The following is a 12,913-nucleotide window of genomic DNA, read 5'->3' as shown; positions in this document are numbered from 1 at the left end:
GGCGGGTAGGACGAGGGTCCGCGGTGTGCGTCGTCGGCCGGACACGCGCCGCGGACCGTCGTCCCCGTCAGCGGGTGCCGACCGCCGCGCGTACGGCCTTGCGGGCCAGCTGGCAGTCGTCGTGCAGCCGCCGCAGCAGCAGCCGCTGTTCCTCGCCGGTCGGCGCGGCACTCGGGGCGGCCGCGTTCGGTGCCGCCGGGGCCGCCTCGTTCAGCGAACGCTGCACGGCGGTCTCGTAGGTACGGATCTCGCGGGTCAGGACGAGCATCAGGTTCACCAGGAACGCGTCCCGTGACGCCGGTCCCGCCGACTGGGCGATCTGGCTGATGTGCCGACGGGCCGCCGGCGCGTCCCCGAGCACCGACCACAGCGTCGCCAGGTCGTAGCCCGGGAGGTACCAGCCCGCGTGCTCCCAGTCCACCAGCACTGGACCGGCCGGTGAGAGCAGGATGTTCGAGAGCAGGGCGTCGCCGTGGCAGAACTGGCCCATGCCCTGCCGGCCCGCGGAGAGCGCGATGCCGTGCAGCAGCTTCTGGAGGTCGCCCATGTCCCGGTCGGTGAGCAGCCCCAGCTCGTGGTCGCGGGAGATGCGGGACGCGTAGTCCAGCGGTGCGTCGAAGGTCCCCGCCGGCGGACGCCAGGCGTTGAGCCGACAGATCGCGCCGAGGGCCGCCCGGATGTCGGTACGGGGCGGGGCTTCGGCGGGGTGCCGCTGGAGGGCCGCCACCCGGCCGGGCATCCGTTCGATCACCAGGGTGCAGTTGTCCGGGTCCGCCGCGATCAGTCTCGGCACGCGCACCGGGGGGCGCTGCCGGACGAACGTGCGGTACGCAGCTATTTCGTGGCGGTACCGCTCGGCCCATACGGGCGAGTGGTCGACTAAGCACTTGGCGACGGCCGTGCTGCGTCCCGTCGTACCGACGAGGAGGACCGAGCGGCCGCTGCGGCGCAGCACCTGCACCGGGCTGAACTCCGGGCAGATCCGATGCACCGACGCGATCGCCGCGCGCAGCTGGGCGCCCTGCGGACCGGACAAGTCGAGTCTCCCGCTGAGCGGTTGCGTACCGACACCCGGCGCCCGCCGCGGCCGGCCCGCACCGATGACGGGGGCCGCGGTCGACCGCGCGGGGTCGAGGTAGGGGCCGCTGCCGCCCGGGCGGGGGTGCAGGAGCCGGGGCGGGGCGGACACGGAGGACGATGCTGCGTACATGGGCGAGACAGATCCCTTCGTGTGCCTGCGACGTCAGTGCGCTGCCCGGCCCGGTCGCCCGGGTGCACCCTGGGGAGTGTCCCTCGGCGACCGGGTCGGGGTGGCGCGTTCCTACCTGACACCCGTCGCCCCATGGCACACCATCTGGCGCACCCTGGCGAAGCCTGGCGAATAGTCGCCCGGCAACTCTCACCGGGCTACATTCAAGTCAGCCGAGAACCTGGGGGCTTGACGTGAGCGGAGAACCCAACACCCGTCTTTCGGACCTGTTCGGCCTGGCCGGCTGGTCCAAGGGCGAACTCGCGAGGCTGGTCAACCGGCAGGCGGCGGCCATGGGCCACCCCCAGCTGTCGACCGACACCTCGCGGGTGCGGCGGTGGATCGACATGGGAGAGGTCCCGCGCGATCCGGTGCCGCGAGTGCTGGCAGCCCTGTTCACCGAGCGACTCGGCCGTGTCGTGACCATGGAGGACCTAGGTCTGGTCCGGCACGGGCGTGCGGGGAAACGGCAGGGCGCCGGGAATGTGGAACATCCCGACGGTGTGCCGTGGGCGCCCGAGCGGACTGCTGCGGTCCTCACCGAATTCACGGGAATGGACCTCATGCTCAACCGACGCGGCTTGGTGGGCGCGGGTGCCGCGCTCGCCGCCGGATCCGCCCTCAGCAGCGCCATGTACGACTGGCTGCACACCGATCCGACCCTCACCGCCGACGCTCCCCACTTCGACCACCCCCTGCACGCCGATCCCGCCGGGTTCGACCGCTACGAGGCCGCTCCCGTCGGGGCGCAGGAAGTCGAGGAACTGGAGCGCTCCGTCGAGGTGTTCCGGGCCTGGGACGCGGCCCGCGGCGGCGGCCTGCAACGCAAGGCGGTGGTGGGTCAGCTCAACGAGGTGGGAGGCATGCTCGCCTACCACCATCCTCCGCATCTCCAGCGGCGCCTGTGGGGCGTCGCCGCCAACCTCGCCGTCCTCGCCGGCTGGATGTCGCACGACGTCGGCCTGGAGCCCACGGCCCAGAAGTACTTCCTCATCGCCGCCCACGCCGCCCGCGAGGGCGGTGACCGGCCGCGCGCCGGGGAGGCGCTGTCCAGGGCGGCCCGCCAGATGGTGCATCTGGGGCGGCCCGGCGACGCGTTGGACCTGATGAACCTCGCGAAGTCCGGTGTGGGCGACGAGGTGCTGCCGCGTACCCGGGCGATGCTCGGCACCGTGGAGGCCTGGGCGCAGGCGTCGATGGGCAAGGGGCAGGCGATGCGTCGCACCCTGGGGCTGGCGGAGGACCTCTTCGTCTCCGACCGGGCGGACCGGGAGACACCGGACTGGATGCAGACGTTCAAGGAGGAGGACCTGTACGGCATGCAGGCCCTGGCCTACCGCACGCTGGCCGAGCACGATCCGGCGGCGGCCGTGCACGCCCAGCACTATGCGGAGAAGGCCCTGGCCCTGCGGGTCGACGGACGGCAGCGGTCGAAGATCTTCGACTTCCTGTCGATGGCCTCCGCCTGCTTCATCGCGGACGACCCCGAACAGGCAGACCGCTACGCCCGGTTGGCGCTGGTGTCGATGGGCTCGAACTCCTCCCACCGCACCTGGGACCGGCTGCGCGAGATGTACCGGCTCACCGCGGAGTACGCCGGCTATCCGAGGATCAGCGAACTGCGCGAGGAGATCCGGCTGGCGCTGCCGAAGCCGGCGAAGAGAAGTGGCAGCGCGCGGGCCTGAGGGCTGCGTGCGGCCGCTGTCGTGAGCCGTACCAGAGGTGACGACAGAATACGGCCGGCCCACCTGCTCGACCGGTGACCGACCGAAGGCCCGACCGACGACTATGCGACCACAATCGACGACGACAGCTGTACGGCCACAGCCGACGGCAGCTGTACGACCACGACCGGTGACATCCGGACGATCACTGCCGGTGACAGCCGGCCGATCACGAGGCCACGCGGGCCAGGAGGACACACGCGTCGTCCTGCCGCTCGGCCCCGCCGAACTCCTCCACGACCATCCGTACGCAGTCCTGTGCGGTGCGCGCCTCGCCGAACCGCGGGGCCAGGTCGAGGAGTCGGTCCACGGCTGTGTCCCGGCTGCGCCCGGGGACCAGTCCGTCGGTGTGCAGCAGGAGCAGGTCGCCCACCTGGAGGGTCACTTCGGCCTGCCCGTAGACGGCGCCCGAGGTGGCGCCGAGCAGTACGCCGTCCGGGGAGTCGAGCCTGCGCCCCGTCCCGTCGCGGTACAGCAGCGGGGCGGGGTGTCCGGCCTGCGCCCACACCAGGGTGCGGGTGTCCGGGCGGTAGCGGCAGCAGACGGCGCTGCCGAGAGCCGGCTGGACGGTGGCGTCGATCAACTGGTTGAGCCACGCCATCAGTTGGGCGGGCCGGGTGCCCGCCATCGCCATGCCGCGCAGGGCGCCGAGGAGCATCGCCATGCCGGAGGTGACGGTGGGCCCGTGCCCGGTGAGGTCGCCGACGCTCAACAAGGTCTCGCCGTCGGCCAGTTCCAGTGCGTCGTACCAGTCGCCGCCGATGAGTGTGCTCGTCGAGGCGGGCAGGTAGTGGGCGGCCAGGTCGAGCGCGCGGGGTCCCTGGTGCGGCAGGCGCAGGGCGCCGCGCCACGGGGGCAGCACGGCCTCCTGGAGTTCGACCGCGAGCCGGTGCTCGGTCCGGGCCCGGTGCTGGTGGTGCCGCAGCGAGTCCTGGGAGGCGGTCACCGCCTCCTGGGTGCGGCGCAGTTCGCTGACGTCGCGCAGAACGGCCCACATGGAGACGGTGCCGCCGTCGGCGTCGAGGACGGGCTCGCCCATCATGTGCACGGTGCGCAGCCCGCCGTCCGGACGCCGGACGCGGAACTCCCCGTCGATGGGCCTGGCGTCGACGAGGCAGTCGGTGACCATGGCGGTCAGCAGCGCACGGTCCTCGTCGAGTACCAGGGAGGGCAGTTCGTCGAGGGTGAGCGGGGGAGCGGCCGGGTCCCGGCCGAGGATCGCGAACAGCTCGCCCGACCAGCTGGCCTCGTCGGTCAGCAGGTTCCACTCGGCGCTGCCGACCCGGCTGAGCAGGGAGCCGCTGCCGGGTGCGACGGGTGCGGGCGGCGGCTCGGGTGCCGTCCCGGCGTCGGGCGGTGCCGACGGGCCGTCCCGCAACTGCGCCAAGTGGGCGTCCAGGTCGTCGAGTTGGTGCAGCGCCAGATCGTACAGAGCGCGTTGCCAGCGTTCCTCCGGGTGGGACCCGTCGCCCGGTGCGTCGCGCCGTACGGCGTCCACCTCGCCCTTGAGCCGTCGCGCCTGCGATATCAGCGCGTCGACCGAACCGTGTCCGGGCGGCTGCGCGGCGGGGCGGTCCGCAGAACGAGGGGACGGCATGACGCACTCCGATGCGGGAACGGTACGACCAAGGCTGACGGAAGGACCGTTACGACTGTTGCACAGCCCGCGACTCCGTGTAAGGGATTCGGCAACACCCGATCCGGTGGTGCTTCTGGCATATGTCAGCGTCTTCACGGCGCGGTGGGGCGGGGTGAATGACGTACGTGGTCCGAGGAGGTAAGTCGTAGGCGAGGTACGTGCCTTGGTGGATCCGCCGGGTCCGCGGGTCGCTTCCAGCCGTGTGTTCGACGCCTCTTTGTTCTATGAATGGCCGCATCGCCTATCGAGTGATGCAGGTCATACCAAATTGTTACCGGCTTCGCGTAATGCGAAGGCCCGTTGCGGGGTCGTAAAGACAAGAACCGCGATCCGGCCGAGCGAACAGCCAACCATTCCGGGGGAGAACGACCATGGACGTCACCGTCGAGCAGCCCAGCCACGGCCGCCTGATCACCGCGGAGCATCGGGAGCTTCCCGTCCCCGCCGTCTTCCGCTACACCGCCACCGACCCGCTCGCCGTCCACGTCGACTTCCCGCCCGAGGTCTCCCTCGACGGCGCGGGCGCCACCTGGACCTTCGGCCGTACGCTGCTGGAGGCCGGCCTCCAGGGCCCGGCGGGCGGCGGCGACGTGCACATCTGGCCGTGCGGAGGGTCCCGTACCGTCCTGGAGTTCCACTCCCCCCACGGGATGGCGCTGCTCCAGTTCGACACCCCCGCGCTGCGCCGCTTCCTGGTCCGCACCTACGCGGTCGTGGCGCCCGGCGAGGAGGATCTCGCCGCCGCCGTCGACGAGGGACTGAAGGCCCTCTTCCCCACCGCCTGAACGCAAGTCGCCTTCCTGGCAACACATTTGACTGCTATTCACCTCGCACTCGCCGCGCGGGCAGGGAGCTCGACGACTGCCCCGTGCAGCCTTGCGGCGGTGTGCCGCAAGGGCACTCCGCTGACAAGGGCGGGGCGAATGACACCGATCAGCCGAAGAGGTTTCGTGGGACTGGGCGCTTCCATGGCGGCGGGCATCGCGACAGGCACGGGTACCCGGACGGCCGCCGCGGCCCGGACGGCGGCCACCGGCACGATCTCGGACGTACGCCACGTGGTGATCCTCATGCAGGAGAACCGCAGCTTCGACCACTACTTCGGGCGCCTGCGCGGAGTGCGCGGCTTCGACGACCGCAGCGGCATCACCCTGGCCGGCGGCCACGGCGTCTTCGACCAGCCGAACGGCTCCGGCCGCCAGTACCCGTGGCGGCTGAGCGCCACCCCGGCGGCGGGCGGCGCGGACGGCGAGACCCTCGCGCAGTGCAACGGCGAACTGCCGCACTCCTGGTCCTCGCAGCACGCGGCCTGGAACAAGGGGCGTATGGACAAGTGGGTCTCGGGCGTGGGCAACGTACGCTCCCTCGGTCATCTGGACCGCGCCGACATCCCCTTCCACTACGCACTCGCCGACAACTACACCGTCTGCGACGCCTACTTCTGCTCCACGCTCAGCGCGACCGGCCCCAACCGCACCTATCTGTGGAGCGGCAAGGTCGACGCGGCCAGCTACGACGGCGGCGACGAGTCCGGGCTGACCTGGCAGAACTACGCCGAGGCACTCCAGGGCGCCGGGGTGACCTGGCGGGTCTACCAGAACGCCCGGGACAACTACGGCGACAACGGCTGCGCGTACTTCAAGAAGTTCGCCGCGGCCAAGGCGGGCGACCCGCTCTACGACCGGGGCATGTCCTCCGTGCCGAAGGTGACCGGCTCTACCCCCGACGACATCGCCGCCGCCATCAGGGCGGACGTGCTCGCGGGCACGCTCCCCCAGGTCTCCTGGGTGGTCGCCAACCAGGCCTTCTCCGAGCACCCGTACGCCCCGCCCGGCGACGGCGCCCACTTCGTCGACCTCGTCTACCGGGCGCTGGCCGCGGATCCCGACGTCCTCGACTCCACCGTCCTGTTCCTCAACTACGACGAGAACGACGGCTTCTTCGACCATGTGCCGCCCCCGGCCCCACCCGCAGGCACCGCCGGGGAGTTCCTGAACGGGGTCCCGTACGGATTCGGCTTCCGCGTCCCCATGATCGTGATCTCGCCCTGGACCCGCGGTGGCTGGGTCTCCTCCGAGGTCTTCGAGCACACCTCGGTCCTGCGCTTCCTGGAGGCCTGGACGACGGCCCTGGGCAAGCCCGCCGCCTGCCCCAACATCAGCGCCTGGCGCCGCAGGGTGAGCGGCGACCTCACCGGCGTCTTCGACTTCGCCGCCCCGGTCTACGGTGCGGTGGACCTGCCCGCCACGAGCGTCATCGGCTTCGCCACGTGCGGGCCGCTGCCCAACCCGGTGCCCACCACCAACGCGCCGCCCGCCCAGGAGCCCGGCACCAGGCCCGCGCGGGCGCTGCCCTACCAGCCCGGCGGACAGCTGGACCGGCTGGAGTTCGGCGTGAGCGGCCGGATCCTCGCCTGGTTCACCATGGCCAACCAGGGCGCCCCCGCGACCCGGGCGGCGCACTTCTCGATCCACCCCAACGCCTACCGCGACACCACACCCTGGCAGTACACGGTCGACGCGGGCGCCACCGCGACCGACTCCTTCAACATCGGCGCCGGGTACGGCGACGGCAGGTACGACCTGACCATGCTCGGCCCCAACCGCTTCCTGCGCCGGTTCCAGGGCGACGCGACCAAGGCCGGCAAGTCGGCCGAGGTGAGCGCGCGTTACGCCGTGGAGTCAGGCACGGGCCGCGAGGCCCTCTGGCTGCGGATGACCAACTCGGCCGCCGCCGCGGTCACCTTCACGATCACCGCGAACCACTACCGCGACGACGGGCCGTGGACCTACCGGGTCGCGGCGGGCGGGTCGACGGAGGACTTCTTCAACGTGGTCGCCCACCAGAACGGCTGGTACGACCTCACGGTCACCGTCGACTCCGACACCACCTGGTCGCGCCGGTTCACCGGTCACCTGGAGACGGGCGCCCCCAGCGTCAGCGGCTGACGCCCGCGTACAGGTCCGGGCGCGGGGCGAGCTCGACGGTCACCCGGCCGCCGCTCTCCAGCGCCCGGACCCCGGCCTCGGCGACGACGGAGGAGGCGTAACCGTCCCAGACACTCGCCCCGGTGACCCGGCCCCGCCGGGTCGCGTCGACCCAGGCCTGCACCTCACGGTCGTAGGCGTCCGCGAACCGCACGAGGTAGTCGTCCGGCACCTCCCGGCTCGCGGCGCCCGCCGCCGTCACGGCCATGGCGTGCTCCTCGCCGATCCGGGCGCTGCCCTGCTCGCAGACCGCCTCGCAGCGCACCTGGTAGCCGAAGCCGCAGTTGACGAAGACCTCCACGTCGACCAGCGCGCCCCCGGCGGTCTCGAAGAGCACGAACTGCGGGTCGAGCAGACCCTCGGGGGCGCCCGAGGCGGGCCGGGGCCGGAACACGCTCACCGCGGTCAGCTCCTGGTCCAGCAGCCAGCGGGCCGCGTCGATCTCGTGCGACACGGAACTGTCGATCAGCATGGCGCTGGTGAAGCCGGGCGGCGAGGAGACGTTGCGATGGGTGCAGTGCAGCATCAGCGGCCGCCCCAACCGCCCGCTGTCCAGCAGGGACTTCAGCCGCCGGTACTCGGTGTCGTAGCGGCGCATGAACCCGACCTGGGCGAGCCGGCGACCCAGTCGCGCCTCCGCCTCGACCACTCGCAGCGCTCCCGCGGAGCCCGGCACCATCGGCTTCTCGCACAGCACCGGCAGATCGCGCGCGAAGGCCGCCAGCAGGGCCTCCTCGTGGGCCGGACCCGGCGACGCGATCAGTACGGCGTCGACGCCCGGCGCCGCCAGGGCGGCCTCCACCTCGGTGTGGACCACCACGCCGTCCAGTCCGGCGACCGCTTCCTTGGCCCGTCCCGCGTCGGGATCGGCGACGGCCGCCACCCGCGCGCCGCTCACCACGTGAGCGAGACGTCGTATGTGGTCGGCACCCATGTGGCCGGCCCCCAGAACAGCTACCCCCAGCAGGTCAGACACGACTCCCTGGCTCCTTTCCGGGGCCCGCGTCGGGCAGCGGTGCTGCCCGGGCGGGTCCTCGGCGACCAGCGTTTCATGGTCGTCAAGGGGACGGGGGAGCGCGGACGCGTGCCGGTCCGCGTGGGCGTGACCTGGGGGAACCCGGGGGAACGGGACCGCGGGGGAGCCGCGTCAGTAGCGCAGCACGCCCGCGATGCCCTGGGCGTCGCCCAGCGTGCCGTCCGGGACGAAGCGGACGTCCGCTCCCGTCTCCAGGCACTGTTCGACGATCTCGTCCACGATGTCCTCGCGGGCGTCCAGGTCTCCGCTCAGGGCGGGGATCAGATGGTCGCCGTCGTCACGGACCGTGATCCGGTAGTTCTCCTCGACGGCGAGCAGCCGGATCCGCGCCTCCATGGCGTTGCGCCAGATCTCGTCCACGCCTGCCGCGAACTCCTTGCGGCCGAGGGCGGATTCGAGCTCCCGGCGGACGGACTCCACGTTTCTGCGGGCCTCGGCGGCCAGCACGGGCCGTACGGCCTGCCACACCGCGTCGGGGGAGCCGTTCGCGAGTCCGCCGTGCGGGATGTGCACCGCGTTCCTGCTCGTGGCCCCGCCCACCTCGGACAGCGTGGACAGCGCCGCCGGTTCGCCGGTGACGTACAGGGCCCGCGGGCTGCCCCGCAGGACCCGGCTCATCGCGATGTCGGCCTCGCGCAGGAAGTGGCGGATTCCCTCGTCGCGGAAGGTGCTGGGCTGGTCGCCGATGCGCTCCTGGCGCTCCGCGTCGAAGTTCTCGGGCCCGCGGGTCATCGGGAAATCCCCGAGGTGCTCCTCGACCACCCGGTCGTCGCCGCCGTTCCAGAGCGTGATGCGGTCGGCGGAGACCGACAGCACCCAGAACGGGCGTTCGGCCGCCTGTGCGGAGACCAGGTTGCGGGTCAGGAAGGTGTCGGAGAGTACGACCCGTTCCGGTACGGGGCGGGCCAGTGACCACACCTGGTGCTCTCCCGGGGCGGCGAAGATCACCAGACCGTCCTCGGCGTGCGCGAGGTCCACCTCGGCCAGCGCGCGGTCCAACTGGTCGACGACCTCGGTGCGTCCCGCCCGGGTGACCGCGGGATCGGACTCCAGCTGTCGCTTGGCCTCGGCCACCGCGTTGCGCAGCCGGACCGGATCCTGCGCGTTGTCGGGCTCGCGGCGATGCGTCGGGGTCAGCACGGACACCGCCGGGTAGGGGCGCGGTCGCCGTAGTTCGGCGAGGGTCGTTGGACTGAGTGCGTGCTCCATACCAGAACGATAGGACTGATTCTTCCATCAGGCATTTGGGGCAGTTCATCCGGCTGTTTCCAGTATTTCACCATTAGTGTCACTCGCGTGGCTGTCGCGAAACTGAGCCTGCCGACCCTCACCACCATGGTTGTCGGATCCATGGTCGGGGCGGGCGTCTTCTCCCTCCCGAGCCGGTTCGCCGCGCACACGGGGGTGGCCGGCGCGCTGATCGCGTGGGCGGTCGCCGGTACCGGCATGCTGATGCTGGCGTTCGTCTTCCAGACGCTCGCGGTGCGCCGCCCGGACCTCGACGCCGGTGTGTACGCGTACGCCAAGGCGGGCTTCGGCGAGTATCTGGGCTTCTTCTCGGCGTTCGGCTACTGGGCCAGCGCCTGCGTCGGCAACGTGACGTACTGGGTGCTGATCATGTCGACGGTCGGTGCCGTCGTCCCCGCCCTCGGCGACGGCGACACGGTGCTCGCCGTGGTGCTGTCCTCGGTGGGCCTGTGGCTGTTCTTCCTGCTGATCAGCCGAGGGGTGAAGGAGGCGGCGGCGGTCAACCGGATCGTCACCGTCGCCAAGGTCGTGCCGATCATCTTCTTCGTCCTGCTCGCGCTCTTCTACCTCGACCCCCAGGTCTTCGCCGACAACTTCGCCGGCGCCGACTACGCCGGATCGCTCTTCCGGCAGGTCGAGAGCACCATGCTGGTCACGGTCTTCGTGTTCCTCGGGGTCGAGGGCGCCAGTGTCTACTCCCGGCACGCCCGCCGCCGCGAGGACGTCGGCCGTGCCACCGTCCTCGGCTTCCTCAGCGTCTTCGCGATCTTCGCGTCGGTGACGATCGTGTCGTACGGCCTGCTGCCGATGGGGGAGATCGCGCAGCTCCGTCAGCCTTCCATGGCGGGCGTCCTGGAGTACGCCGTGGGCACCTGGGGCCAGGTCTTCGTCAGCGTCGGGCTGATCGTGTCCGTCCTCGGCGCCTATCTCGCCTGGACCCTGATGGCCGCCGAGGTGCTGTTCGTGGCGGCCAAGGACGACGACATGCCGCGCTTCCTGAGCCGCTCCACCGAGAGCGACGTGCCGGTGCCCGCGCTGGTGATGTCCACCCTGCTCAGCCAGGTCTTCCTGATCGTCACCCTGTTCTCGGACGACGCGTTCGACTTCGCGCTCGACCTCACCAGCGCGCTGACGCTGATCCCGTTCCTGCTGGCCGCCGCCTTCGCGGTACGGGTCGCGCTCGCCGAGCGGCGGGACCGGGCACGTGTCGCGGCGACGGGCGGACTCGGCGCTCCCGGCGGGACCGGGCCGCCGACCGGACCCGGCGGTCGTGCCGAAGGCCCCCGGCCGGGCGACGCCGGCCGGGGGCCGGCGGGCGGGGCGGGTGTCGCGGCGGTGGGCGGCGCGAGCGGTCGCGGTCACGCGCAGCTGCTCGTCGCCGTGCTGGCCACCGTCTACACCGCGTTCCTCCTGTACGCGGCCGGTCTCACGTTCCTGCTGCTCTCGTTCATCGTCTACGCCCCCGCCACCGCCCTGTTCGTGATGGCCCGCAGGGAGCAGGGCCGGCGGGTGTTCTCGGGCCGCGAACTCGTCGTGCTCGCCGTGTCGGTGGTCGGCGCGGTCGTCGGGATCGTCGCCCTGGCCCTCGGCTGGATCAGCCTCTGACCCCGGAAGGTGCACCATGACCGGTCACGACACCCGCCCCGCGTACGGCGTCCACTCCGAGGTCGGCAAGCTGCGCAAGGTGCTCGTCTGCGCCCCCGGACTCGCCCATCGCAGGCTCACCCCCACCAACTCCGGCGATCTGCTCTTCGACGACGTGATGTGGGTGGAGAACGCCCAGCGCGACCACGCGGACTTCGTCAACAAGCTGACCGAACGCGGTGTCGAGGTGGTGGAGCTGCACGACCTGCTCGCGCAGACCATGGCGATCCCCGAGGCCCGCGACTGGCTTCTCGACCGGAAGATCACCGCGAACGAGGTCGGGCTGGGTCTCATCGACGGCACCCGCGCCTACCTGGAGACCCTCAGCCCGTCCCGGCTCGCCACCTTTCTGATCGGCGGCCTGGCCACCACCGACCTGCCGGAGGAGTACCGCACCGGCTACCTCGCCCTCGCGCGGGAGTCGACCGGGACGCGCGAGTACCTGATGCCACCGCTGCCCAACACCCTCTACACCCGGGACACCACGTGCTGGCTGTACGGCGGTCTCACGCTCAACCCGCTGTACTGGCCGGCTCGGCACGGCGAGACCCTGCTGATGAAGGCGATCTACCAGTTCCATCCCGAGTACGTGGGGTCCACCGTCTGGTGGGGCGACCCCGAACGCGACTGGGGACAGGCGACGTTCGAGGGCGGCGACATCATGCCGGTCGGCAACGGCGTCGTGCTGATGGGGATGAGCGAACGCACCTCACGCCAGGCGGTGTCCCAGGTCGCCACGGCCCTGTTCGAGCAGGGCGCCGCCGAGCGGGTGGTGGTCGCCGGGCTGCCGAGGCTGCGCGCCGCGATGCACCTCGACACCGTGTTCACCTTCGCCGACCGTGATCTGGTGACGCTGTACCCGGCCATCATGGAGGCCGTGCACACCTTCTCCCTGCGGCCGTCGGACAAGGCGGCGGCCGGTATCGAGATCACCGACGAGGGCGCGACGGCGTTCGTCGACGTGGTCGCCGAGGCGCTCGGCCTGCCGGAGCTGCGGGTCGTGGAGACCGGCGGCGACGTCTACGCCTCCGAGCGGCAGCAGTGGGACAGCGGCAACAACGCGGTCGCCCTGGAACCGGGGGTGGTGTTCACGTACGACCGCAACACCCAGACCAACACGCTGCTGCGCAAGGCTGGTATCGAGGTCGTCACCATCGTCGGTGCCGAACTGGGGCGCGGCCGGGGCGGCGGGCACTGCATGACGTGCCCGATCGTGCGGGACCCGGTGGACTTCTGACGCCGTACGCCGTGACGTGCGGACATTGCGCTTGGAGAGCGCAGCGGTCCGGATGCTGCCCGACCGGTCGGTATCCGTTTAATGTGCAATCAGTCCTGGTCATCGGCCCCTTGTCGGACATCCAGGGTTTACGTGAGTCCGTCCTGTGG

Annotated in this window: 9 protein-coding genes; 5 read left to right on the top strand and 4 right to left on the bottom strand. The window is 71.4% G+C overall.

The features are described from left to right. Positions 1-67 precede the first annotated feature (67 nt). Positions 68-1,210, bottom strand: a complete 1,143-nt coding sequence (locus tag FNH09_RS26250; protein ID WP_152892212.1) for an aminoglycoside phosphotransferase family protein — start codon at positions 1,208-1,210, stop codon at positions 68-70. Between the two features lie 233 nt (positions 1,211-1,443). Between FNH09_RS26250 and FNH09_RS26245 the strand changes: the two genes are divergently transcribed. Beyond that, positions 1,444-2,934, top strand: a complete 1,491-nt coding sequence (locus FNH09_RS26245; protein WP_162469114.1) for a DNA-binding protein NsdB — start codon at positions 1,444-1,446, stop codon at positions 2,932-2,934. A 208-nt stretch (positions 2,935-3,142) separates the two neighbouring features. Here FNH09_RS26245 and FNH09_RS26240 read toward each other — a convergent pair whose 3' ends face one another. After that, on the bottom strand, positions 3,143-4,570 hold the full coding sequence (locus FNH09_RS26240) for a PP2C family protein-serine/threonine phosphatase (protein WP_152892210.1): 1,428 nt from the start codon (positions 4,568-4,570) through the stop codon (positions 3,143-3,145). A gap of 413 nt (positions 4,571-4,983) precedes the next feature. Between FNH09_RS26240 and FNH09_RS26235 the strand changes: the two genes are divergently transcribed. Together FNH09_RS26235 and FNH09_RS26230 are read left to right on the top strand one after the other, a co-directional pair. Beyond that, positions 4,984-5,397 (top strand): SsgA family sporulation/cell division regulator, encoded by a 414-nt coding sequence (locus FNH09_RS26235; protein ID WP_152892209.1) that lies wholly within the window; start codon positions 4,984-4,986, stop codon positions 5,395-5,397. A gap of 138 nt (positions 5,398-5,535) precedes the next feature. Next, positions 5,536-7,560, top strand: coding sequence for a phosphocholine-specific phospholipase C (locus FNH09_RS26230; protein WP_152892207.1), 2,025 nt, complete (start codon positions 5,536-5,538; stop codon positions 7,558-7,560). Here FNH09_RS26230 and FNH09_RS26225 read toward each other — a convergent pair. Together FNH09_RS26225 and FNH09_RS26220 are read right to left on the bottom strand one after the other, a co-directional pair. Then, positions 7,550-8,575, bottom strand: coding sequence for a Gfo/Idh/MocA family oxidoreductase (locus tag FNH09_RS26225; RefSeq protein WP_162469113.1), 1,026 nt, complete (start codon positions 8,573-8,575; stop codon positions 7,550-7,552). The genes FNH09_RS26230 and FNH09_RS26225 overlap by 11 nt on opposite strands. A 171-nt stretch (positions 8,576-8,746) precedes the next feature. Next, positions 8,747-9,844, bottom strand: a complete 1,098-nt coding sequence (locus tag FNH09_RS26220) for a baeRF3 domain-containing protein (protein WP_152892205.1) — start codon at positions 9,842-9,844, stop codon at positions 8,747-8,749. 87 nt (positions 9,845-9,931) lie between these two features. Between FNH09_RS26220 and FNH09_RS26215 the strand changes: the two genes are divergently transcribed. Further along, positions 9,932-11,488, top strand: a complete 1,557-nt coding sequence (locus FNH09_RS26215; protein WP_338017689.1) for a basic amino acid/polyamine antiporter — start codon at positions 9,932-9,934, stop codon at positions 11,486-11,488. A 16-nt stretch (positions 11,489-11,504) separates the two neighbouring features. After that, on the top strand, positions 11,505-12,764 hold the full coding sequence (locus FNH09_RS26205; protein WP_152892203.1) for an arginine deiminase: 1,260 nt from the start codon (positions 11,505-11,507) through the stop codon (positions 12,762-12,764). Positions 12,765-12,913: the final 149 nt, after the last annotated feature.

Source organism: Streptomyces adustus (genome assembly GCF_009377175.1).
GTDB lineage: Bacteria > Actinomycetota > Actinomycetes > Streptomycetales > Streptomycetaceae > Streptomyces > Streptomyces adustus.
Note: the sequence above shows the minus strand (reverse complement) of the source record. Positions and strands in the feature narration are given on the sequence as shown.

What these genes read in the sequence shown, in the direction of transcription:
- FNH09_RS26250 (WP_152892212.1), bottom strand. Translation starts at nt 1,210, where the DNA reads ATGTACGCAGCATCGTCCTCCGTGTCCGCCCCGCCCCGGCTCCTGCAC.
- FNH09_RS26240 (WP_152892210.1), bottom strand. Translation starts at nt 4,570, where the DNA reads ATGCCGTCCCCTCGTTCTGCGGACCGCCCCGCCGCGCAGCCGCCCGGA.
- FNH09_RS26235 (WP_152892209.1), top strand. Translation starts at nt 4,984, where the DNA reads ATGGACGTCACCGTCGAGCAGCCCAGCCACGGCCGCCTGATCACCGCG.
- FNH09_RS26230 (WP_152892207.1), top strand. Translation starts at nt 5,536, where the DNA reads ATGACACCGATCAGCCGAAGAGGTTTCGTGGGACTGGGCGCTTCCATG.
- FNH09_RS26220 (WP_152892205.1), bottom strand. Translation starts at nt 9,844, where the DNA reads ATGGAGCACGCACTCAGTCCAACGACCCTCGCCGAACTACGGCGACCG.
- FNH09_RS26205 (WP_152892203.1), top strand. Translation starts at nt 11,505, where the DNA reads ATGACCGGTCACGACACCCGCCCCGCGTACGGCGTCCACTCCGAGGTC.